Annotated in this window: 19 protein-coding genes and 7 pseudogenes; 8 read left to right on the top strand and 18 right to left on the bottom strand. The window is 61.4% G+C overall.

Translation table 11 applies throughout. The features are described 5' to 3' along the window. Nucleotides 1-39 precede the first annotated feature (39 nt). Both YY7_RS63700 and YY7_RS63695 read left to right on the top strand, forming a co-directional pair. Nucleotides 40-438, top strand: a complete 399-nt coding sequence (locus YY7_RS63700) for an MFS transporter (protein WP_349642698.1) — start codon at nucleotides 40-42, stop codon at nucleotides 436-438. After that, nucleotides 357-773, top strand: coding sequence for a hypothetical protein (locus tag YY7_RS63695; protein WP_028167131.1), 417 nt, complete (start codon nucleotides 357-359; stop codon nucleotides 771-773). Before YY7_RS63700 ends, YY7_RS63695 begins: the two co-directional genes overlap by 82 nt. 127 nt (nucleotides 774-900) lie before the next feature. On the opposite strand, the gene YY7_RS0134240 is transcribed toward YY7_RS63695, so the two are convergent. Together YY7_RS0134240 and YY7_RS53745 are read right to left on the bottom strand one after the other, a co-directional pair. Further along, nucleotides 901-3,309, bottom strand: a complete 2,409-nt coding sequence (locus YY7_RS0134240; protein ID WP_155255429.1) for a hypothetical protein — start codon at nucleotides 3,307-3,309, stop codon at nucleotides 901-903. A gap of 581 nt (nucleotides 3,310-3,890) precedes the next feature. Then, a pseudogene (locus tag YY7_RS53745) lies at nucleotides 3,891-5,302 on the bottom strand (DUF1254 domain-containing protein). A 711-nt stretch (nucleotides 5,303-6,013) separates the two neighbouring features. On the opposite strand from YY7_RS53745, the pseudogene YY7_RS53740 reads away from it, so the two are divergent. Next, nucleotides 6,014-6,394, top strand: a pseudogene (locus YY7_RS53740) (lipo-like protein); the annotation flags it as partial. Between the two features lie 2 nt (nucleotides 6,395-6,396). On the opposite strand, the pseudogene YY7_RS62630 reads toward YY7_RS53740, so the two are convergent. From YY7_RS62630 to YY7_RS63690, 3 genes and pseudogenes are all read right to left on the bottom strand, one after another. Beyond that, nucleotides 6,397-6,582, bottom strand: a pseudogene (locus YY7_RS62630) (NADP-dependent oxidoreductase); the annotation flags it as partial. A 121-nt stretch (nucleotides 6,583-6,703) separates the two neighbouring features. After that, a complete protein-coding gene (locus tag YY7_RS53735; RefSeq protein ID WP_245287508.1) occupies nucleotides 6,704-7,132 on the bottom strand; it encodes a cytochrome P460 family protein in 429 nt (142 codons plus the stop codon). Further along, the gene (locus YY7_RS63690) at nucleotides 7,133-7,321 is read right to left on the bottom strand and encodes a hypothetical protein (RefSeq protein ID WP_245287507.1); all 189 of its coding nucleotides are present in this window, start codon (nucleotides 7,319-7,321) and stop codon (nucleotides 7,133-7,135) included. 480 nt (nucleotides 7,322-7,801) lie between these two features. Here YY7_RS63690 and YY7_RS53730 point away from each other — a divergent pair, with 480 nt between their 5' ends. Together YY7_RS53730 and YY7_RS0134215 are read left to right on the top strand one after the other, a co-directional pair. Beyond that, entirely contained in the window at nucleotides 7,802-9,166 is a 1,365-nt protein-coding gene (locus YY7_RS53730; RefSeq protein ID WP_035691630.1) for an MFS transporter, read from the top strand. A gap of 1 nt (nucleotide 9,167) precedes the next feature. Beyond that, nucleotides 9,168-9,869, top strand: coding sequence for an alpha/beta fold hydrolase (locus tag YY7_RS0134215; protein WP_028167129.1), 702 nt, complete (start codon nucleotides 9,168-9,170; stop codon nucleotides 9,867-9,869). Between the two features lie 172 nt (nucleotides 9,870-10,041). On the opposite strand, the gene YY7_RS0134210 is transcribed toward YY7_RS0134215, so the two are convergent. The 12 genes and pseudogenes from YY7_RS0134210 to YY7_RS0134160 form a co-directional block, all read right to left on the bottom strand. Further along, nucleotides 10,042-11,337, bottom strand: coding sequence for an MFS transporter (locus YY7_RS0134210; protein WP_283807032.1), 1,296 nt, complete (start codon nucleotides 11,335-11,337; stop codon nucleotides 10,042-10,044). Nucleotides 11,338-11,433: 96 nt separating this feature from the next. After that, complete coding sequence (locus tag YY7_RS53725; RefSeq protein ID WP_155255427.1) at nucleotides 11,434-12,237, bottom strand: sensor histidine kinase; 804 nt, start codon at nucleotides 12,235-12,237, stop codon at nucleotides 11,434-11,436. A gap of 70 nt (nucleotides 12,238-12,307) precedes the next feature. Then, a pseudogene (locus YY7_RS64540) lies at nucleotides 12,308-12,547 on the bottom strand (DUF1993 family protein); the annotation flags it as partial. A 28-nt stretch (nucleotides 12,548-12,575) separates the two neighbouring features. Further along, a pseudogene (locus YY7_RS65260) lies at nucleotides 12,576-12,860 on the bottom strand (DUF1993 family protein); the annotation flags it as partial. Nucleotides 12,861-13,016: 156 nt separating this feature from the next. Next, nucleotides 13,017-13,592 carry a cytochrome P460 family protein gene (locus YY7_RS0134195; protein ID WP_028167126.1) on the bottom strand — a complete coding sequence of 192 codons (576 nt, stop codon included), beginning with the start codon at nucleotides 13,590-13,592 and terminating at the stop codon, nucleotides 13,017-13,019. Nucleotides 13,593-13,773: 181 nt separating this feature from the next. Then, a complete protein-coding gene (locus tag YY7_RS53715; protein ID WP_245287504.1) occupies nucleotides 13,774-14,085 on the bottom strand; it encodes a GNAT family N-acetyltransferase in 312 nt (103 codons plus the stop codon). Nucleotides 14,086-14,097: 12 nt separating this feature from the next. Further along, complete coding sequence (locus tag YY7_RS0134185; RefSeq protein WP_028167125.1) at nucleotides 14,098-14,835, bottom strand: peroxiredoxin-like family protein; 738 nt, start codon at nucleotides 14,833-14,835, stop codon at nucleotides 14,098-14,100. Continuing rightward, nucleotides 14,832-15,767, bottom strand: a complete 936-nt coding sequence (locus YY7_RS0134180) for a LysR family transcriptional regulator (RefSeq protein WP_028167124.1) — start codon at nucleotides 15,765-15,767, stop codon at nucleotides 14,832-14,834. The genes YY7_RS0134185 and YY7_RS0134180 overlap by 4 nt, the downstream gene beginning before the upstream one ends. Before the next feature lie 415 nt (nucleotides 15,768-16,182). Then, on the bottom strand, nucleotides 16,183-16,869 hold the full coding sequence (locus YY7_RS0134175) for an antibiotic biosynthesis monooxygenase family protein (protein ID WP_028167123.1): 687 nt from the start codon (nucleotides 16,867-16,869) through the stop codon (nucleotides 16,183-16,185). Nucleotides 16,870-17,077: 208 nt separating this feature from the next. Further along, nucleotides 17,078-17,824 carry a ferredoxin reductase gene (locus YY7_RS0134170; protein ID WP_028167122.1) on the bottom strand — a complete coding sequence of 249 codons (747 nt, stop codon included), beginning with the start codon at nucleotides 17,822-17,824 and terminating at the stop codon, nucleotides 17,078-17,080. Further along, nucleotides 17,817-18,422, bottom strand: a complete 606-nt coding sequence (locus tag YY7_RS0134165) for a sulfite oxidase-like oxidoreductase (protein ID WP_028167121.1) — start codon at nucleotides 18,420-18,422, stop codon at nucleotides 17,817-17,819. Before YY7_RS0134165 ends, YY7_RS0134170 begins: the two co-directional genes overlap by 8 nt. A 431-nt stretch (nucleotides 18,423-18,853) precedes the next feature. Further along, the gene (locus YY7_RS0134160) at nucleotides 18,854-19,267 is read right to left on the bottom strand and encodes a cupin domain-containing protein (RefSeq protein WP_028167120.1); all 414 of its coding nucleotides are present in this window, start codon (nucleotides 19,265-19,267) and stop codon (nucleotides 18,854-18,856) included. Nucleotides 19,268-19,547: 280 nt separating this feature from the next. Between YY7_RS0134160 and YY7_RS64835 the strand changes: the two are divergent. From YY7_RS64835 to YY7_RS0134150, 3 genes and pseudogenes are all read left to right on the top strand, one after another. Beyond that, nucleotides 19,548-20,423: pseudogene (locus YY7_RS64835) on the top strand (thioredoxin domain-containing protein); the annotation flags it as partial. Next, nucleotides 20,329-20,691 carry a Na+/H+ antiporter NhaA gene (locus YY7_RS58805; protein ID WP_155255430.1) on the top strand — a complete coding sequence of 121 codons (363 nt, stop codon included), beginning with the start codon at nucleotides 20,329-20,331 and terminating at the stop codon, nucleotides 20,689-20,691. The pseudogene YY7_RS64835 and the gene YY7_RS58805, both read left to right, overlap by 95 nt. A 41-nt stretch (nucleotides 20,692-20,732) precedes the next feature. Continuing rightward, on the top strand, nucleotides 20,733-21,137 hold the full coding sequence (locus YY7_RS0134150) for a host attachment protein (protein ID WP_028167118.1): 405 nt from the start codon (nucleotides 20,733-20,735) through the stop codon (nucleotides 21,135-21,137). A gap of 191 nt (nucleotides 21,138-21,328) precedes the next feature. Here YY7_RS0134150 and YY7_RS53695 read toward each other — a convergent pair. After that, nucleotides 21,329-21,606 (bottom strand): annotated as a pseudogene (locus tag YY7_RS53695) (IS630 family transposase); the annotation flags it as partial.

Here is a 21,606-nt window from a genome sequence, read left to right as displayed (position 1 = left end):
TCGTCACCCCCGCCAGCCTCGCCCTGATCGGGGCCACCTATCCGCGCGGAGCGGAACCCGGCGATCGGCATATGGGCCGCGGCATCGGCTCTCACCACCGCCGGAGGTCCTGTCCTGGGCGGCTGGCTGACCGAGACCTTTGGTTGGCCCTCCGTGTTCTGGATCAACCCGCCGCTCGCGCTCATTGCAGCGGGGGTTCTGCTGGTCTTCGCGCCGAAAGATGGCCGCATCCAGCGCAAATTCGTGATTGGCACCGCGATCCTCGCTTCAGCGATCGGGGCGGTCGCCTGGGCGCTCAGCCAGATCGGCCCCGGTGAAGCTCAGGCCGCCGCGGACGCTCCAGCCGATCGGGCACGGTGCTCACGATCGTCGCCGGGCTTGGCATTGTCGGGCTCGCCGTCTATGCGTTCTGGGAGCTCAGAAGCAAACACCCGATGACGCCGCCTCGCCTCGTGGAGAACCGCGCCTTCCTCGGGCTGAACGTCGCCACCCTGCTGGTCTATGCGGCGGCTTCGATCATGTTCTTTCTGCTACCCTTTGAGCTCGTCGACGGACCTTACTACCTCGCCATGACCGTACCCGTGATGGTGCTCGGTGCGGGGGTCGTCACCATCGGCATACTTGGATGGGTTTGTTTGGGCGTGATCACCCTCGGTGGCACGGGCCGATGTGGTGGGCCACAGAACGCGCTGGGGGAAGCTCTCTTAGTGTTGAGAGCCGAACGCTGTTCACCGCACGAGGTCCGTTGTGGGTCAACAGCGCCATTTGGCTGATCGGTCGATCACTTCCGCTCTCCCCCGATAAATCGGACCATTTCGAAGTTAAGCCGAACTTCGCATTTGGGCCAACACCGGAAGCTCTCGCACTCGATGACCTCGTCGGCGCGGCCCACCCGATATCCTATACATTCGTACGCTCGCTCGGGTGCAGGGATCGGAGAGTGGCGTGGCTGGATCGGGCGCCAGCGGACATCAACATCACTGCAGGAGCGGCGACCAGGAGATAGCAGGCGGCCCCGATCCTGAGCGTCGTATCGATACTGAAGGCAATGCTGGTGGCAACGGCGACACTTGCGGCGAGCACGCCCGCAGCACCGTTGATGCCCCAGAACCATGGCGTGGGGCCCGTGCTGATTGTTGAGACCAGTCGCATGCCGGTGGGAAATCCAAAGCCCATCAGGAACCCTGCCGGCGCCAGGACAAGAACACACAGGCCGGCGCGAATGAGCAGGCCCGCGCCATCAAGATCAACCAAGAGCGGAGGCAGCCAGAACGGCAACGCGAACAAGTAAGCGGCACTCGCCACGCTCCAGGCCAAGAGCTTGCCTGTTCCGACAAGGCGGATGCGCTCGGATGCCAGGCTGCCGAAGCCTGTCCACAGGATCAGGCTGAACAGGACGACACTCAACGCGTAGACGGGATGACCGAGGAAGACGCTCATTCGCTGCAGCAAAGCGATCTCGACCATCATGAACCCGCTTCCGATCAGAACGAAATAAATGGAGCCGCCCACGGCCAGCTGCCAGCCGGCTTCTCTGACCGTCGGCCGCAGCGGAACAATGATCGTAGCGGCGACCAGCGCGACCGAGATCAGAACGAGCATGGCAAGGGTCAGCGTCGCGATCAGGTTGCCCGCGAACACGCCGATGTGGGTGAAGTGCGAGAACACGTCCGCGTCAAACAGCGTAGCGAACCACAACTGGTTGAAGAAGAAAGGGCGCGCATCGGTCGGCGGCGTGAGGTCGAGATAGAAGCCGGTGGTCGCCCGGTCGAGCATGCGACGGTCCGTAGCACTGACGATCTGCCCAAGCACGGCGGATGGCGCGGACGTGTCCGGGCTTAACAGCACCGTGAATTCATTGGCATTGGCGGCATCCTCGAGCGCCCTGAGCGCCGCCGGCGAGAGCGGCGACTTCGTCACGATCAGGGTCGCTACCTTCCCGGCTGCGGCGAGGAAGAGGTGGCGGCGGGGCTCGGCGGCGCCGCTTGCAAGAAGAGTTGCGACACCGAGGCTGACCAATCGCCCGGTCTCGTTCACTTCGCCGGGCGCGTACCAGCGGCTCACCGTGAACAGGCCACTTGGATTAAGCCGACCGAGAAAACGTTGCCAGGCCTCGACGGTGTAAAGACCGTTCTCTGTGAGCGTGAAGGCGCCCGCGCCCGTCGCCGCCCAGGTATCGATCAGGCTCATCTGGATGACATCGAAGGAGCGCGGTGTGCGGGCAAACCAGCTGCGCGCCTCGTCGACCTCGAACTTCACCCCATCCAACGTCGTGATCGCCGTATAGTCGGAAAACTGGCGCTCCAGGACGTCGATGATGATCGGATTGATCTCGACCCCCGTCACGTCACTCAGGCCGAAGAGGCGTTGCGACAGAACGTCCCGACCACCACCCACGCCGATCACGGCACCGGTTTTTAGGTCCGGAATGGCGTAGGCAAGGTTGGTCACGTCATAGCGCAGGAACCCTAGACTCGCGAGGTCTCCGCCGAAGCGGTACAGGGCGGTGCCGGCGCCGCCGTCGATATTCAGCGCTCGCTGCTCAATGGTCGAATGCGGCAAACGTGGCGAGGCACCGAACATCGCCGGCGGGACGGTTTCGCTCCGACTGACGGTGATGCGGGAAAACGAATTCCAGCGATCGTACGCAAGGTGGGCCTGCGTTTCCACGTGATCTTTGATGATCGTCGGTCGAACGCCATAGGTCGTGAGCATGTTCGCAATCGCAAAGAGTAGGCAGCCGATGACAATGCTTCGGCGGAAGCGAAAGAGCTTGGACCCGAGCGAGGTGGGTTCGGACAGGGTACCGAGTCCGGAGCTGGCGAAGCCAAGTGCCGCGAGCCCGATGAGCGCACCGACCCACAACACCGCTGATGGCCCGCTCATCACATTCAGGAGCACGAGGGCGCCGATGCACCCAGCGGACGCGCCGATCAGATCCGCTCCGTAGACATTTCCGATTGCATAGGGGCTGCGCGTCAGGGCAAGACTCACAACAATGCCCGAAAAGAAAAATGGAACGGCGAGACAGAGTGCCAATTCTGCCCAAGCCACCAGGGAGGTGAGTGACGGCGAAGCACCTGTCACCAACGTCAATTGCACGAGCATGGCAAGATCGGCCGTTAAGGCGAAGGCCAGCGCCGCCACAGCCAGGTCGTAGGACAGTTGCTCCGGTCTGAACTTCTCCTTGCGCAAATAGACAAAAACCGCGCCAGCCGTCAGGCCGAACATGGCAATACTGATGACGAAGAAGGCCAGGTGGTACCATGAGATAACGGAAATGATTCTAGTCTCGATGATCTGCAGCATCAGCGTCGCCGCCGTCACCAAGCCAAGAGCCAGATAGAATCGGACTCTTCGACCGGTTTCGTCCCGCGATTTCGCTTTCGTTAGATGCACGCGCTCTCCCCGCCGATATGCGGCTGCCGAGCTGGGCTCCAGGGTGACCTGGGCTAGTAATCTTCCGTACGGCCTTGCGGCGGCCCACAATAAATGTCGCCCGTCACTTCACAACGAATGTTACCCAAGACAGAACGGAAGGCCATTTAGCGCGGCAATTAGAGCAAAAGTGCGCCTGAACAGTTCAGGTTCAACGCGCAAAACACGCGGCTCCAAGTCGCGGTGGCGGCGTCCCCCATTCAGCACGCGCGAATGCTATCAAGGCACGCGCCAGAGTGATGCGCCGTATCTGCGAAACTGTTGCGCATGACCTCCGCTTGGGGTCACGAGTGCTGCTTGGAAGGGCGACCGGTCACTTCCGGTCTAACCCGACAAGCAGACCATTTCAGAACCCCGCGCGGATTTCGCATTAGGCCAGAAGCCGGCATGCGTCCAATCTCGGGTATGCGCAGCGGCATTTGCACGTCGCTGCGCTCTTGGGTCGTGTTATTTTATTGAGCGCTCAAGCTCTGCAGTGCCTGCACCCGCGTGACCGGGGGCGGGTTCCACTTGCCAGTCAGCGCCTCCGACTTCGGGGCATATAAACGCATCAGCAAGTTGAACGCGCCTTTCGGGGCGGGAAGCCAGTTGGCGTCCTTGTCAGGCCCAGGACTTTCGTTCTGGAAATACAGGTCGAGCGATCCATCCGCGTTGTATTTCAGCGGCATCCAACTGCTGAGGTTGAACCGATTGAGGGGGTTCGCGACCTGAAACCCTTCGGCATCATACAGCGTAATGGACCAGAACGCATACGCTGGCGGGATATTCCCCTTGTCAAAGCTAAGCGTGTACCTGTTCGCTCCGTCGAGCGGCCTTCCGGTGTCGTCGGCAAGGTTGATCGGGTATATGGCATCCTCGGGGAGGTTCGCGCCGAGACCGACTTGGGTGACAATGGCGCGTTTCAAATAGTAGTTGCCGTAGACGCCCATCGTGTCGGTGTTCATCGACCAACCGTTAACGACGCGAGCGAGCGTCGGTATCTTCCATGCCATCAGTTTCTGCGCTTCCTCGGGAACGCCCGCGAAAGCTTTCCGGATCGCGGGGTCGAGTTTCTGAACATCAAAGCTTTTGCCGCGCTCGAAGCCGACCTTCTTCAATTGGGCGATGATTGGCTGATCGGTGATGTGCGGCGGGATCGTCTTGAGAAGCTCGGCGGCGTGGGCAAAGTATTTTTCCGCAGACATCGTGTCCACTTGAACCTTGGGCGGCGTCTTCATGTCTACCGTGGGGTCGATTGTCACTTTGGCCGGCACAGGGGGCTTGCCCCACTCCGAGAGCGGCGAGGCCTTATACCCTGCCTGAAGTTTATTGACCGCCTCGTAGTCCGGTGGGCCGTCAGTCTTGGTGCGGCCGATGATCCAAACGATAGGCGTCGGTGCTTCGATACGCGTCATGCCTTGCGGAATGGTGCCGCTCCAGCCGGGTTGCGTCAGCAGGAAATTGCCTGCCTGGGTGCCAGTGGTTCGCCATCCGGGCGAAGCAAACACGTTGCTCCACATGTCCAACATCGGAAGCAGGTAGTAGCGCCCATTCGTGTCAGGTACCGATACGACCATCGGCGCCTTCGTCATGTCGAGCCATGCAGCGGAGTATAGGGTGTCGAAGTTGTAGCACTGGCTGATGGATATGCATGCATACTCTAAAAAGTGTTCATCGGCCCTCTGCCTGGAATTTTACTGGGCTCGATGTTGGTGAACACCTTCCGCGTGACATCCATTGAGATGGGCGGATAGAAATAGAGATAAGCATCGACCGCGATTGACCGAGCCTCTTGTTCTGTGACTGCGGTCTGAGCTCCGGCAGGAGCTGCCAAACCGGCCAACAAGCTGGCGCCAAGCAAGCCGGCCAAACATGCGTGCTTCATGATGCCCTCGTGCGTCTGTTGTTGGGTACGGCAAGATTGTGCTTCCGCATAGCAAGTAAGATATTGGCTTTGCGGCGGCATCGCCGCGTAGCCATCATAGGATGTGCTTCTGACACGCGCTATCAGAGAATGAACCTGAACCAGCGAGAAGGACTTCTCTGTCCAAAACCAGGACTGCCGGTGTCCGCTCCGGGTCACAAGCGGTAATACTCTGACTCCTCGCGATACTTCCGCTTGTCCATCAAACTGCGACTTCACGACATCATCCGGCGACTTGCGCTTTATCCCCGATAACCGGCACTCGACACGACGGTCGGAAGGTCGGTTGCGGGCCAAAATCCGAAATCAGCCCCAACGCCGAGCCGGTAGACGCGCCGTGCGTCTTCTGGGCGGCGCTGACGATTCGATTTGTCGCTTGGCGGCGCCGACCTCGCGAACGCACTGGGTGAACAACAGCGTCACCCGCCTGATGGACCGATGTCGCTCGGTAGCCGCCGAGCGAGGTGCGACGTTCCCATCAATCGCAAGGGTGGTCGATCCTAAACCTCGGTATACCCGTCTCAGACAAACGTACGCACGGATCAACCCTCTCGTGCAATTGTCCAGTCCATCTCTCTATGATTACGCTTGGAGCGTGACTTGGGTAACCGAACGACAAAGCTGACTTGGAACTGCCATACGGGAAAACACCAAAAATTCGAGCGACGAGTGATGGGCTGGATGTTCGAGAACGTGGGACGTTTGATTGCTTGGCTGCAGAAGTCGGCCAACCACCGTGAGCCGCTCACCTCGAAGGATTCGACCGCCTTACGCGACACTCTTCGACCCGGTGACGTTTTGCTGGTCGAAGGCAAAGGTCGTATTTCCGGCGGCATCAAATATCTGACTCAATCGACCTGGTCGCATTCGGCGTTGTACGTCGGGCCGATAGCGGGCGCCGCAACCGAGGGCGAGCCCCACGTCCTGATCGAAGCCAATCTCGACGAAGGTGTCGTGTCGGCGCCCCTGTCGAAATATCTGCATTGTCGAACCCGCATCTGCCGGCCGGTTGGCCTGAGCGAAACCGACTGCGAAAAGGTTTGCCGCTACGCCTCTGAACGNGCCCGGTCACGGCCGAGGCGATCGGTCCAGGTCGAGGGCCACGTCAGCTCATCCCAGGTGAATCCCGACGCATGAACCTGAACGACGACGTCGTTTATCGCTGCCTGCGGCTCGGGCTGCTCCACCAGCTTCATCCCCGCCGTTCCCGCAGCCTGGTCCGTTACCACAATCGCTTTCATGTGAATTGTCTCCTCGGTTGTTTGCCTCTTTGCTGGATATGTTCCAGCGATAAGAGCCCGTTCGACATCTCATGCCAGCGGCATCCCTGCGTTGGTGAACCGGTAGCGTTTGTTGACCATTTCATTTGTCCAGCAGCGGATAGAATTGGGTCCAGACGTCGTCTTTCTTAGCGCTTGCCATGTGGCAGAACGCGCATTCGGACTTTGGCTGCAGCTCGGCTGTCGGCGCCTTCGGCTCGTGGTGATTGAAGTTGTAGTAACCCCAGCCTCCAGTGTCGGCGTAGCGCTTGCTATCCTTGACCGTAACGTCTGCGCCGTTCAGTTTTCCGGGGAAGAAGCCTCGCCCGGAGGCTTCGGTGCGCGATCCATCCGGGTTCTCGGCTGGGAGCGTCAGCTGCAGCTCCTTGAAGAAGATCGTTCCCTCCGGAAACTCACCTGTCTTCTTGTAGATCTCGTATGAGCCCGGCTCGATATAAACGTTGTGAAATTCAGGAAAGTTGGCCTTCCCGCCGTTCAGCGCGTTGGGAGTGAGCGGTGAGCCGACGAACACTCACTCATTGAAGTCCTTCGGCAGGATCAAGTCACCGGACGCGGTATATTCCGGGAGATAGCGCTTGCTCGTCGGTGCGTTGGCGTGATTGGATTCGAACTGCGCGAATACAGCTGTTATGGCAACTGCGCTGGAAACCGCTCCGGCGACCAGTAGGGTAAGGCGCCTACCTTTTTTCTCCACGACCATACTTTTTCCCACGCAATTGAGTAATATCCGTCCGAGACTACCCTGGGCGTTACTCGATGAAATCTGCGACAGTGCTAAGCATTGATCGCAGCGCGGCACGAAATTTTCCAATAGCCGGCATGTATAGTTTCCATAGCAGCGGAGAATGCTGCTGCGGCGGTCCTCTCTGCCATTCGCAAATCAAGGCAAGTTGCGCAGGCCGCGGCGGCCTCACGCCGCGCGGCGAGGCAATAACGATCGTCTATCGATTCCATGGCAAGAGGCGATTTCCCTCGCCGGGGGGCGACCGCCACGATGTAAGGCCGCTGTCAGAAGTACTTACAACCCAAAGCGAGACTGCGAATGACCACTCCTGCAAACCAGAGATCGCGAGCTTGTCACCACGAGGCGCCGTTTGTAGAGCAGTGCGGCCGCGGCGTTATCGATGCAGAACCCCGCCCGCGAGAGCTTGGGCGGGAAGCGCGGCCTCGGCGCCGGCGCATGGTGCTCGCGGCCTGTGTAATCGCGTCCTCGATGGCGTTCATCGATGCGACAGCGCTGCCCGTTGCGTTACCGAGATTGCGCGCTGACTTCGGAGCGGACCTCGCCTCCGTTCAATGGGTTCTCAACGGCTACATGCTGGCGCTCGCCTCGCTGACATTGATCGGCGGCGCGCTCGCGGATGTTTATGGCAAGGCGCGCATGCTCGGGCTCGGTTGCGTCCTGTTTGGTCTGGCCTCCGCGGCTTGCGCACTGGCCCCTTCGCCGGCCTGGCTGATCGCTGCCCGCGTCGCGCAGGGAGCGGCCGCGGCGATTGTCACCCCCGCCAGCCTCGCCCTGATCGGCGCCACCTATCCGCGCGCTGAGCGGAACCGGGCGATCGGCGTATGGGCCGCCGCATCGGCTCTCACCACCGCCGGAGGTCCTGTCTTGGGCGGCTGGCTGACTGAGACCTTTGGCTGGCCATCCCTGTTCTGGATCAACCCTCCGCTCGCGCTCTTAGCAGTGGGAGTACTGCTGGTCTTCGCGCCCAAAGATGGCCGCATCCAGCGCCAGTTCGACGTGATTGGTGCCGCGATCCTAGCTTCGGCACTCGGCGCGCTTGCCTGGGCGCTCAGCCAAATCGGACCCAGTGAAGCTTGGGCGGCCGCGGGCGCTTCCGCCCGGACGACCACGGCGCTCACGATCGTCGCCGGGCTCGGCATTGTCGGGCTCGCCGTCTACGCGATCTGGGAGCGCGGAAGCGCACACCCGATGACGCCGCCCCGTCTGGTAGAGAACCGCGCTTTCCTCGGACTGAACGTCGCGACCCTGATGGTCTATACGGGGATTTCGATCATGTTCTTCCTGCTGCCTTTTGACCTCGTCGATCGCCGCGCCCTGTCGTCGACCGATGCCGGGCTGGCATTCCTGCCCTTCACGCTCGGCGTAGGGCTCTTGTCGAATGTCTTCGGTGGCTTGGCGGACAAGATTGGCGCGCGGACCATGCTCATCGCGGGACCGGCAGGTGCCGCACTGGCCTACGTCTGGATGGCGCTTGGTCAGAAAGAAGCCTTGATGCTCGGCGTGATCGTACCGATGGCGCTGCTTGGCCTGTCCTTCGCCGTGCTCGTGGCGCCGCTTACCGCGTCCGTCATGTCGAGTGTTGACCAGACGGACGAAGGGCTCGCCTCCGGCGTCAACAATGCCGCGAGCCGGATTGCGCAACTTGTCGGCGCGGCGCTGGCCGCCGGTGTCGCGTCTTTCGAGTCCGGTTACAAGGTCGGTCTCGTCGTAGCCGCTGCGACTTCGATCTGCGGTGCCATTATTGCTGCAACAACACCGACGCCAGCCGTGGCCATAGCGGGCGGCTCGGGAGAAGCTTAGAATGACAGATTACGTTCTGATCCACGGCGCGTTCCACGGCAGTTGGTGCTGGACTCGCGTGCGCCGCCTCCTGGCCTCAAAAGGCCACCGGGTGTTCACGCCGACGCTGACCGGTCTTGGAGAACGGTCGCATCTCCTGAGCCGTGAGGTCAGCCTCGGCACACACATCGCGGATGTCACCAACCTCATGGCTTGGGAAGAACTGCGCGACATCGTCCTGGTCGGACATTCCTATGCTGGATTTGTCGTGCGTCACGTCGCCGACCGGATGTCGGACCGGATTCGCTCGTTGATCTACCTCGATGCCTTTGTGCCAAACAACGGCAAAACTCTTTTCGACTACGTACCCGATAAGGGCAAGAATTTCCGAGAACTCGCCGCGGCGAACGGCGATGGCTGGAAGGTTCCGCCGCCTCCGGCATCGTTATTGGCAGTGAACGCGGCAGACGCCGATTGGGTTGACCGACAGTGCACGGCGCAGCCATTGTCCACTTTCGAAGCGCCGGCGCAGATCAGCGGCGCTTGTGACGCGATTCCAAACATCGGATACATCCGGGCGCGGAGCTATGACAGCCCTTATTTCGACAGCTTTTACGACCTCGCAGGAGAACGCCGCTGGTGGCGAGAGGAGTTTGCGTGCGGGCATGATGTGATGCTCGACATGCCAAACGAGCTGACGGCCCTGGTGCTGCAGCGGGGGTAGGGAGAGGCCGTATTCGATCCCATTCTAACGGAGGGAAACATTCGCCATGGGGCGGGGTGTTGGTGATCTCGGCCGCTAAGGGATAGGTGTTGTATGCTCTATGTACCGAAATCCCATGTCCGGACATGGCCACGCAACTTTCGACGAGGTGCTGGCGTCCCGCATTTTGACGCTATCTGAACCGACGGGCGCTGCTGGTAGCGGCTCCCATCAGAGCGAAGGCCATTCCGGCGACCAGACAAAAGACCGCGCCATGATCTCCGCCCAAGCCGAAGATCAGCGAGACCAAGGCGGAACCAAGTGACCATCCGACGTAGCGAGCCGCGGCATTCATCCCACTCGCTGCCCCGCTGCGCCCTATGGGTCCAGCCGTCATCATCGCAGTGTTGTTCGGGGTCTGGAAAAGGCCAAAGCCGATACCGCAAAGGGCGAGGCGCCAAACGACATCCCACTTCGCCGGAGTTGTCGGCAAGAAGACCGTCAGAAGCAAACCGGCCGCCAACAATGCCAAGCCAATGCTGCAAATCACCGAGGCGGGGTAGCGGATTGTCAAGCGGCCGGCGATTGGAGCCGTGATGGCAGTCATGACCGGCCAGGGCGTCAAGAGAAAGCCTGTTTCCACGGCCGAGAGATGCATCCCCGCCTGAAATAGAAACGGCAAGGAGACGTAAGCCAGGATTTGTGCGGCATAGGAGCAGACAGATGTCCACGCCGATAGTGTAAACAGAGGTATACGGAAAAGATCGAATGGCAGCATCGGCATAGGGTGCTGGAGCTGTTGTCGAACGAAGAGGCTGAAGCAGAAAAGACCTGCGACGATCTCTCCCATCGCAATGCGCCCATCGCCAATACCCAGCGTACCGACACCGACGACGAAAAGCCCGAACGCCAGCGCATTGAGAGCGGCCCCGATCAGATCGAGAGGGCGACGAACCCGAACGTCTGATGGTGCAGCGGCAATAAATAGCGGTACCGCGAGGCCGAATGGCACATTCACCAGAAACAACCAGGGCCATTTTGCCACGGCAAGTATTGTCGCCGCGATGGTAGGCCCTAATGCTCCAGGTATCGCCACCGCTAATGCGACCATCGCGAGGCCCTTACTGACCATGCGGTGCGGATAGATCACGCGTACAAATGCAACGCCGGCCACAGAAACCCCGGCCGCTCCGATACCCTGAATCAAGCGCGCACTCACCAGCATCGGTAATGTTGGAGCGAAAGCGCAACCTAACGACGCGAGAACAAAAATAGCTAGACCCGCGGCATAAACGCGCTTCAGACCGAGTGACTCGACCAGACTTGCGACGGGCAACAAGCAGACTGTTGCCGAAAGCTGATAGGCATTCACGACCCAAACGGTCGCCGCGTCACTACTAGCGAATGAACGCGAGATATTGGGTAAGGCGATATTCACGATCGCGCTTCCGAGGGAACTTAGGCCAAGTCCAAGCAAGATGCAGAGCATTGCCCAGCGGCGCTGAGATGCCGTTAAACATTCGACGCCGCCCATCAGAATGCAATCTCTGACGCGGCCTTTCGGCCGCCGACTTTGCGCATACTCTCAGCTTTCGGCGGCAGTCGGTAAGTAGAGCTTTATGCATGTGCCCTGTTGCGGCATGCTGTGAACTTCAATGTGGCCGCGCGCCTGATCAACAAAATGGCGTATCATTGGAAGTCCAAGCCCGGTTCCGACGCCTTGTGGCTTCGTCGTAAAGAATGGTTCAAATACCTTTTCCAGGACGTCGGAGGTAATGCCACATCCAGAATCAGTGACGCATAGGGAAACATACTCTTGGCCATCGTCGCCTTTGGGCGAGTAAGTCTTCCTGGTCTCGATTGTAATGATACCTCCCTCGGGCATTGCGTCTCGACTGTTTATCACAAGGTTTATAATCGCGCATTCGAGCAGGTGAGAATCACATCGGATCCGAGTTGCTGAATCCGATAAAGCCAAGCGTAGCACGATTCCTTCTCCGATGACGCAGCGCAGCAGATCACTCATTGAAAGGAGGGCATCGTTAAGGTGAAATAGATTGTCTGATTGACGAACCGTTTTACGCGCAACAGTCATAAGACGATGCGCGAGGTCGCTGGCGCTAACGAGTGACCGTTCTGCAACTTCTATGAGAGAACCGAGGTCAGACGTGCACCCGGCGGCAACGCGCACGCGTATCATGCTGAGGGCGCTGGCCATGCTCTGCAATCTATTATTAAAGTCGTGAGCAACCCCGCTTGCGAGCAGGTCGATCATATGCATGGCGTTGTCTCGCCGAAACGTCTCATGGAAACTCATGCAATTCGCGCCTCCAGCCCCGAAGTCCGCTTCGCTTTGCAGCGCGCCAATGACCTCTTGCAACTCGCTCACTATCGGCGTCCCCTGAACTTGCTTTCTTGTCTTGAAGGCCTCGGGCCATGCCCGGCGCCTCAAGCGCCTCTCACGAGTAGTCGCCGCCGCTCTGCTGAGTGTGGTTGCCGAGGTAGTCGCGTTTTCCGATCTTCGCTCCGAGGTGCCGAAGGATCGCGTGCGCAATCGAGATGTGGAAGAAGAAGTCGGGTAGCACCAAGTGCCGGATGTAGTCGTCGCCGCCGAACCACCCGCGCACGATAGGCGGCGTCAGCTCGTACGTGTGCGACCGCGCGCCGGCAATCTCGTCCGGCTGCACGTTTTGCAGGAAGCCTAGGGTCTCGAAGGAGCCGCTCCCTCAATGCCGGGTACATCATGACGGTGTTGTGGGGTCCTGGCGCGTCGCGCTGCATCAGCTTCGCCATGTGCGCATCGACCTTATTGCAGCTTACGGAAAACTTTTCTCGGAAAGTCAGCATGTCGGACGCAAGCCGCTCGCCAAGGATCCTTCCAGGCTCAATCCCCTTGGTTCGCTCGAGCGCTTGGGCGTAGTCGAGATAGTCGTCGTCGTCCATCACGTTCAGTCCGTGCACCATGACAGGGACCGTGATGTCATAGACCGAGAAAGACACGTCGAACTCCATGCGCTCGTTTGTACTCTGAACGTCGGGTCGGACCGGAAAGGTCGATAACTGAAACGAATAGTCACAATAGGCTCTCCAATCTTCTTGCCGCACCAGCTTGTCGGCATGACCCGCGCGAAACCGCAGCAAGAGGAGAGCGTCCACGCATACGGTCGCCTAGTGACGCAGGACGGGATATCCATTCACATAAATCCAGTCCGTGGCCTGGGCCGGCACGTGGCACCCCTGGCAATCGGAACGGTAGTCCGTCGAGGTGGTCTTGAGCGGCTTGTCCGCGTCGAACCACGACCATCCCCACCCGTCGCCCCACAAGGAGTTGCCGGGGTGCGTTCCCTTGCTGTCTCTCACCATGACGAACCAACCCTTGAGCTTGTCGGCGTGGCTTACCGTGCCGGTGGTCATCTCGTTCGTCGAAGTCTCGAAGACCTCTTTCACCAGCACAGCGCCATCCGGGAAGTGCCCGGTCTTCCGGTAGGCGTCGATCGCCCCCGGGGATGCGTAGACGGCGTGGATTTCTTTCGAGCCCTGGACGTTGTCGGCGGCAATCGCCCAGCTCCCGAGCGCTTGGTAGAGGGTTCGGTAGTCCGCCGGCACGCGCAGGTGCCCGGCGGCGTCCACCACGTTCGCGGTCGGGCCGGCCGGAGCAGTTCCGCTGATCTGCGCGAGTGCTACCACGGTGCCGACGACCAGCGAGACGGCGACGGCCAAGCCGACGGTCCTCGATAATTTCATGGGGATCTCCTTTGCTACTCGCGCGCGGCACGATGACTCGGCGCAACGGCTTCAATCACTGTTTCAATCGCTGTGGAGGCGACCGCGTTTGCTCGGCCGGCCTAGCAGGCCCAACAATCGGACGCCGACGACGAAATTAGAAATTCCCTTTGGACATGCATTTTATAGGCGCGAGGTATCGTCATCCAAAATCGCTGTACACGCTGGCGTCCCGTCCGTCCGCGATCAGCCGTCGAGGAGGGTGCCGGGCGGCGTAGGAGGACATCAAGGGGCACTTCGCGATTACTCTTTTCCCGTCGCGTCGCAACGCTTCGAAAACGCCATGCGCCAGCCTCGATCCGTACCCCAGGCCGGATAGCTCTTGTGGCACCTCCGTGTGGAGCAGGACGACGCGACCGTCTTCGATCTTGTAGTAGGCGACTGCGAGCGCGCCGTCGCCGAGGAACATTTCAAACCGGGTCATTGCCGGATTGTCCCGGACGTCGCTTTCCACCTTCTGCCTCCCTCACTTGAACGTGAAAGCGGCCTGGCGCAGCGAGGCCAAGATTTGCGCCGGCTCCTCCCGTATCGTGAAGTCGGGCTCGACGAACGCGCTGCGGATCCGGCCTTCTGCGTCGATCACGTAGGTCGCGGGAATGGGCAACATCCACACCGGTGACCCGTGCCGGGCGCCGAAGTCGAACCCTAGCCCGGAATAGTGCGCCTTGATCTCGTCGGGCACCCGGAACAGCACGCCGTACGACATGGCAACGCCGTAGTCGACGTCGGAGAGTACCTTCAGGTCCAAGCCGAGACTCCGCTTGAGCTGCCGCGGGAAGTCCCTCGTCTCGGGTGTCACGACTGCGAGGGTCGCGCCGATGCTCTCGAACTCATCCTTCGCGGCCTGGAGGGCGCAGAGCTCAGCCGTGCAGAACGGACACCAGCCGCCTCGGAAGAAACTCACGACGAGGGCTCCGTTGCGGCGCAGCTGTTCGGAGGAGTGGAGACGGCCGTCGACGTCCGGCAGGAGGAAGTCCGGCGCGTCGTCTCCGACCTTCAACGCGTGCGATGCCACATCTGTATCCCGGAGCCAGCCCACGAGGTGGTTGTATGACTCCCAGTCCGCGGCGCTGAACGTCGTCAACAGCTCGGTGCGAATCCGGGCGAGTGTCTTGTCGGTCTGGTTTAGCATCGGTGAAGAGTCATCAGACTGAGGATCGATTGGCTGGAAGCGGTCGGCCGCCGCAGCGCGTGTCGTGGTCATGCGGGCGCCCTCGCCACCTCTGGGACCGCTGCGTGCGGTACACGCCGGTCGGAGCCTTCGAACGACCAGTCGCGAAGCCGCGCGACCTTGACGAAAGCGTCCAGCGCCGGAGAGTAGCGACGCCCCTGCACGGCCAGTAGCCGCACCTCGCGCGAAACCGGATCGCCTTCGAGCGGAATGGTCTTGAGCGTCGGAAGGCGCGGCATATGCTCGGGCGCGAGTATCACGCCGAAGCCAGCGGCGGCCATGTGCTGCAGGTGCAAGTCGTGACCGCTGCAGTGACCGAGTTGGGGCGGTTCCTCGGGGAAATATGATTGCTGGATCTTCGCGGCGACGTCGCAGTCGGCGCGTTCCAGCAGGATGGTCTCACGGAGGTCGTCGATGCCGATCGACCGACGATTTGCGAGCCGGTGTGTCGGCGCGAGAACCGCGACGTAGCGCTCCTCGAACAGCGACCAGTCGTCGATGCGGGCGGGCACGTCCTGCACGTCGCCGACCATTGCGGCGTTGATCTCCCCCTCAAGCAAGAGATCGACGAGCTTCTCCGCTGCGCCCTCGCGCAGCTCGACGTGAAGCCCAGGGACGAACTTTGCGATCTCCGCGATCGGATCGAGGACGAGCGACGCCGAGATGGATGGGGCGAGGCCGATCTTCAGTGGCGCGACGTCCTTGCGTTGGAACTCCTGTGCCCTCCGACGCACCGCCTCTGCCGAGGCCAGTGTGCGCTCCAGCATCGGAAGGACTTCCTTTCCAAGATCGGTGAGTTGGGTCAGCTGGCGTTCGCGGTAGATCAACTGGCCGCCGAGTTCCTGCTCGAGCTTCTGCACCCCCTTGGTCAGGGCGGGCTGCGTGACATTGCACTGCTCGGCCGCGCGGGTGAAGTTGAGTGTGGACGCGACGGCGAGGAAGTAGCGAACCTGATGAAGCTCCATGGGTTGTTCTCCGTCAAGGTGCGGCTGTCGATACTGACGAGCCTTTGCACTCGACGACGTGATGGGCACGTCGCAATCATGGGGCGTAGATGCTACTTGCATGCACACGTTGGAACGGCTCGGTCCATTGATTTGGACGCACGGACACGCTTTCCGGAACTTCTGAGAGCCGGCCAGTGCGCTGCGAGGTGTGCGAGAGTCGGACGGGCCGCCACGCCAAGTGTACGCGATCCCATGGCATGATCGTCAGCGCTGAGATCAATCGTTCGGCAACAAGCCGCAGCAAGCCTCAACGACAATTCGTCAACCGCCAATACGTCTGTTTCCCACGAAGTTTGGCGAAGTGCGGGACTGGGTGGCAGGGCGAACGCAGACTCGAACTCGCGGCAGGCTGGCCTTTCCCGACGGAGCCGTGTCAGGCGCGGAGGGTCTCGCCGCCCTTGGCATCTGCGTAGTATTGAGGCGCCTCGCGACGGTCGTATTTCCCGTAGTGGCGGACGATCCTCACCCTCCGGATTCTTGCCTTGTCATTCGGCGCGAAAGCGTCCTCATAGGCCTGCGCTGCAGCGGCGTCCTTCCAGGATATGAGCAGAATCAGGTCGCCGGGCGCGAGCACGGCGTCGAAGATGTCCCAGGACGTGCAGTCGGCGGCCCAAGGGTTCAGTCCGAGCCACTCGGCGCAGTCGTATGGGTTGTTGGTCTGCTTCCACTCCGCGGGGCGCGTCGCGTTGATCAGCGTGACCGTCGTTCCCTCCCCGACCTCGGTCTCGTCGAGCCGCTGCTCGTTGAGGGCGTACCCCGCGGGTATCTGATTGTCAGCTGTGATCTGGCCGACACGCAGGTGGTAGTCTGCGAGGATTTTGTCGCGGCCCTTCTGCTGAACCTCGTGATGGCTCATGCGGGTGCGCCAGCGGACGAGCGACTTCTCGTCGCGCCAGTTCGAAAGCGAAAGGATCCAGCCCTCGCGGGTCAGGCTCTTGTAGCGGATGTTGTCGACGAAGCCCTCGACCTGCTCCAACTCAGGGCGCAGCATCTTGGCGTTGTCGAGGTAGTCATCCCAGTTCTCTTTGTTGGGGAGGACTTCGAAAATCACTGAAAACATGGTCTTATTCCGCTTCTAGAGTGCTGCGAGAAGTCGATCTCGATGTCGGAGTACCCGCGCCATGCGCGCCGACTTCGCAGCAGAAGACCTTTGAGCCGTCGAGATCGATCGTCTTGGACAGGATCCGCATAGCCCCCGTTTTGTTCACTGTTGCGTATCCTTCCATTCAGCGAAAATCATCCTCCCGCGGCGCGAGAGGGATCGTCTCTCAAGCGCCGTAGCGTTCGGTCTTGATCGCGCTGGGTTCCAGTCCCAAAGTGAGCGCGGCGTCCGCCGCGATCTCGACGAAGGCGTTCGCCCCGCACACGAAGGCGCAGCCGGGGGACACAGGCAGCCGCTCCGCGACGTCAGTGACCATCCTGCCGTCGATCCGCCTGCTGAAGTCGGTGCGGCGCATCGCAGGCTCGCGTGTCAGAGCGAAGGCCAGCACGAAATCGGGAAGCGACCTCTCGAGCTCGAGGAGTTCGTCCCTGAACAGCACGTCATCCCACGTCCTGGAGGAGAGCAACAGCGCGACAGGCACTGGCTCTCCGCTGGCCTTCCGATACCGGATCATCGCCATGAGCGGCACGACTCCGGAGCCGGCGCCGATCAAGAGCACTGGCTTGTTGGAAGGCCCCGGCCAGAGAAAGTGGCCGCCAAGCGGCCCGCGAAGCTCGATCGTGTCGCCTACTTGGGCGACCTCGTGGAAGAACGGGGAGACCTCACCGTCCGGGAGGCGCTCGATCGCCAGCTCGATCACCTTGGAATCGCTCGGGGCCGAGGCGATCGAGTAGCTGCGCATGGCACTGTAGCCGTTGGGCGCAGTCAGCCGCACGTCAACGTGCTGTCCGGCCGTATAGTCGAACGGTTCGGAGAGGCGGAGAAAGAAGCTCTTGATAGCCGGCGTTCTCGTCGCGACCTCGACAATCGCACAGCTCTGCCATCGCGCGGTTGCGGCAATCGCCTCAGTCATTCGTGTATCGCTGCTCATTCCACGGATCGCCGTACATGTGGTACCCGCGCAGCTCCCAGAAGCCGGCCTCGTCGCGCTCCGTGAACTGAAGCCCGTTCACCCACTTCGCCGACTTCCAGAAGTAGAGATGCGGCACGAGCAGGCGCGCCGGCCCCCCATGGTCGCGCGGCAGCGGCTGGCCTTCGTACTTGAGCGCGACCATCGCCTTCCCCGTTGCGAGGTCGGCAAGCGGCACGTTGGTCGAGTATCCGTCATAGCAATGTGCGAGTGCAAACGGAGTGGGTGCGCTAAGGCCGGCGTCAGCGAGGATGTCGTCGACGGCCACACCTTCCCAGGCGGTGTTGAGCTTCGACCACGAGGTCACGCAGTGGATGTCCCGCGTCATCTTGGTTCGTGGGAGCGCGTTGAACTCCGACCAGTTCCACGCTTTGACCGGACGAGGTCCGACCTTGAGCGTGAAAGTCCAGTCCGCGGGCTCGATTCGCGGCGTGGGGCCGGCCGTAAGCACCGGGAAATTGTCGACGAGGTGCTGTCCCGGGGGAATCCGGTCCGATGGTTCTGATCCGGATTGGCGGCCTGTGAAACCACGAGTGACCATAGCGGATTTCCTCTCGGCGGGTGAAAGGAGCTTAGTCCCGCACAACAAGCTAAGCTGCTGTGCGCTAGATGAGCAAGGTACCGGCGAAGCATGGAATTCCGCTCGGGGAATGGGAAATGACGTCACGCCATGAAGTCGATAGCCGCGCGTTATGATGCCCGTAGGCACGTGAACACCGCTTCGCAGTCGCCGATGGGAAGCGCCGCACTCGCACCACAGCATGCCAAGCGTCTTTCTGCCATTCCGATAACGGTCGGCTATCGACTTCATGGCGAGAGATGATTTTCCTTTAGGCCGTCATAGACCCAATCTTCGAGCCATTGTCGCTCGCCTAGGCCGGCGCGTGGAATCAATCATTTGGCGCGGTCGCGCGCGGCCGGCACCCGGGCCCGAGCGGGCGCACGGTCGCGAACGCCGCGCCGCGGTCCCGCCTAGGGGAACGTCAGGCCGAAAGCAGCCGGATCGGGCTTCTCGCCTTTCCGGGGGACCAAGAAGCGCTCCAGCCCACCCGGCACGAAGCTGAGCAGCAGGGTCGCCTGGTCGCCGACGACCTCGATCGTATGCGGCACACCGCGGGGAAGAGCCGCGTAGGCGCCCGGCCCGACCTCGACGCGCGCATCGCCGACCCGCGCGATTAGCTGCCCCTGCACCACGTAGACCAGTTCGTCCTCGCGCGAGTGGGTGTGCAGCGGCGGCTCCTCCCCGGCCCGCACCGTCCACAGGACAGCGCCATATTCGCTTCCGGTCTGGCTGCTCTCCACTTTCATCTCGACGCTTGAGCCCCCGCTCGAGGTCACCGTCTCGCCGCCCTGGGGCGGCGTGAGAACCGGCTTCTTCACTGACATTTGTAGCCTCCTGATTGTGGACCCTTGTTCGGGTGTCGGAGTGGCGGCGAAAGGTTCGCTCACGCTCGTAAGCATGGGATTGCGCGCGGCGAATGGGAAATGACGTCACGCCATGAAGTCGATAGCCGCGCGTTATGATGGCCGTAGGCACGTGAACATCTCTTCGCGGTCGGCCACAGTTCCGCTCGGGCGAGTGCTCGCAGACGGAAGCGCCGCACTCCCTCCGCAGCGGCGCCAAGCGTCTCTCAGCCATTCCCGATAACTGTCGGCTATCGACTCCATGGCGAGAGATGATTTTCCTTTAGACCGTCATAGACTCAATCTTCGGGCTGTAGTCGCCCGCCCTCGTTTTGCGGGCCGAAGTCGGCGTTCCATTGAACGATCGCAAGCCAGGAGGTCCGACATGCAGATCAAAGAGACACCTCACGTTGCCTTCCCCCGCGTCGAGAGCCCTCCGCTGGAGGATGTCATCGTGCTCGCGGACAGCGCCGGCGTCGCGCTTGGAGTACAGCGCACATTCGGTGCGAGGGTGCGGAGCGTCCGCCACGACGGCAGCGGCCTCATCGCGTCCAGGTTCGTGGAGATTCCGCTCGTCGGGCGTGGCGGCGAGATCTCCGGGGTCCTGTGCCGGACCGCCCCGCGGTCCGACACACGCGGCGTGTTCTCCTCCCGCAGGCCGGAGGAGGCGGGGGCGATCGGGGACGTAGCGCAGTTCGTGGTCCACGACGTCAACAACCTTCCCGCTGTGATCGGCAGCGGCCTGCGGCTGCTCGAGCGCCCGAGCGACGCCGCATACCGCAAGGCCAGTCAGCAAGATGCAGCACGCGATCACGCAAGCAGCGTTGCTCAGCCGTCAGTTCCTCGACGCTGCACGGCCACGCGCCGAGACTCAGCGATGGAGCTCATAATCCCGCCCGGCCGCCTCGACCGTCCGGTCGACCACGAGACGGACCACGTGCTTGGCCCCACCGATGCCGAGATCACGCTCGTCGAGTACAGCAGCTACGCTTGCCCGCACTGCAGGGCTGCCGACGAGCCCATCGCGCAAGCGCGCGACCAACTTGGCGACCGCGTCTGCTACGCCTTCCGCCACAGGCCGCTCACGGACAACAGCCTTGCGTTTCGGGCCGCCGAGTTCGCTAAGCTTGCCCAGACGCCCGAGGCGTTCTGGTCCGCGCAAGCCGGCGGAGTACACGTGGCGGCAGTTGGCCGGGGCAGGAGCCCTCGCTGGCATCGGTTTCACGATGTCGCTCTTCATCACCGGGCAGGCGTTTCCAAGAGCCACCGACTTCTCAGCCGCCAAGATCGCCGTGTTCGCCGCGTCGATTCTTTCGGCCGTCGTTGGGACTGCCCCGCTCTGGGGAGCTTCGCGCCTGGAGCTTATCGAAAAGGCGCCGCAGAGCGCCGGCATGCAAGTATCATAACCGGCCGGCGTTATGCGGGATCGTGAACGGGAGGTCTTTCGATGATTCTACCTATCGGTACGACAGTCGCAGTCGCTGACGGCGAGACGATCCGCCTGTTCCACAATACAGGCGTGAAACCTGGGATGCACTTGGTCGAGATCACGGCGGCTCCGCCTGCGCCCGCCCGCTCAGGCTCGGGTGCGCGCCATCACACCGGCTCTGCCAACCCCGATGGCAGGCGGCTTGTCGAAGACGACTTCGCGGCAGCGACGGCCGCGTTTCTGAACAAGCTAAGCCTGGACGGGACCATAGAACACCTGGTCGTTGTCTCCGATCCCAGGACCCTGGGCGAGATGCGCAAGCACTTCCACCGCGACCTGAGAGGCAAGATCATAGGCGAGTTCGCGAAGGACTTCAGCCGGCGTCCACTCGAGGACATCGCTTCACTGATCGCCAATGCCTGACGCGCGCCTCTGGAAACGGCTGCCGGGGCAAGCCTGTCTAGTCATAGCCTGCACGAATAGCGGCTGCTACCGACACTGAAGACAGCCCCGTTAGAGCGTTCAGGAAAAACCGACCGTTATCGTTTTCGAGCGAAGTGGACACCGGTTCGCGTGAAGAAAACGCGTCAAAACAAGAATCTAGTCACGTGAATCTAAAGTTCGCCACATAAAGTCTGCTGAGCTTTGTGACAGAAGCGTTTGACAGAAGCCAAGATCTGGTCTGCGGACTTGGTCCATTTGAAGGGCTTCGGGTTGTTGTTGTGCCGTTCGATGAAGGTACGGATGTCGGCCTCGAGCTGTCTGACGGAGGTGTGAACACCTCGCTGGATTTGCTTTCTGGTGAGCTCAGCGAACCAGCGCTCGATCTGATTGATCCATGACGCAGAAGTCGGCGTGAAGTGAACATGATAGTGCAGCCGGCGAGCGAGCC

The organism is Bradyrhizobium elkanii WSM2783 (assembly GCF_000472865.1).
Classification (GTDB): domain Bacteria; phylum Pseudomonadota; class Alphaproteobacteria; order Rhizobiales; family Xanthobacteraceae; genus Bradyrhizobium; species Bradyrhizobium elkanii_A.
Note: the sequence above shows the minus strand (reverse complement) of the source record. Positions and strands in the feature narration are given on the sequence as shown.

Coding starts and splice junctions, on each gene's coding strand:
- YY7_RS0134195 (WP_028167126.1), bottom strand. CDS start 13,592: ATGAAATTATCGAGGACCGTCGGCTTGGCCGTCGCCGTCTCGCTGGTC.
- YY7_RS0134240 (WP_155255429.1), bottom strand. CDS start 3,309: ATGCTGCAGATCATCGAGACTAGAATCATTTCCGTTATCTCATGGTAC.
- YY7_RS0134175 (WP_028167123.1), bottom strand. CDS start 16,869: ATGTTTTCAGTGATTTTCGAAGTCCTCCCCAACAAAGAGAACTGGGAT.
- YY7_RS0134185 (WP_028167125.1), bottom strand. CDS start 14,835: ATGACCACGACACGCGCTGCGGCGGCCGACCGCTTCCAGCCAATCGAT.
- YY7_RS0134170 (WP_028167122.1), bottom strand. CDS start 17,824: ATGACTGAGGCGATTGCCGCAACCGCGCGATGGCAGAGCTGTGCGATT.
- YY7_RS0134150 (WP_028167118.1), top strand. CDS start 20,733: ATGATTCTACCTATCGGTACGACAGTCGCAGTCGCTGACGGCGAGACG.
- YY7_RS0134180 (WP_028167124.1), bottom strand. CDS start 15,767: ATGGAGCTTCATCAGGTTCGCTACTTCCTCGCCGTCGCGTCCACACTC.
- YY7_RS53730 (WP_035691630.1), top strand. CDS start 7,802: ATGGTGCTCGCGGCCTGTGTAATCGCGTCCTCGATGGCGTTCATCGAT.
- YY7_RS0134165 (WP_028167121.1), bottom strand. CDS start 18,422: ATGGTCACTCGTGGTTTCACAGGCCGCCAATCCGGATCAGAACCATCG.
- YY7_RS0134210 (WP_283807032.1), bottom strand. CDS start 11,337: ATGCTCTGCATCTTGCTTGGACTTGGCCTAAGTTCCCTCGGAAGCGCG.
- YY7_RS63690 (WP_245287507.1), bottom strand. CDS start 7,321: ATGGTCGTGGAGAAAAAAGGTAGGCGCCTTACCCTACTGGTCGCCGGA.
- YY7_RS0134160 (WP_028167120.1), bottom strand. CDS start 19,267: ATGTCAGTGAAGAAGCCGGTTCTCACGCCGCCCCAGGGCGGCGAGACG.
- YY7_RS0134215 (WP_028167129.1), top strand. CDS start 9,168: ATGACAGATTACGTTCTGATCCACGGCGCGTTCCACGGCAGTTGGTGC.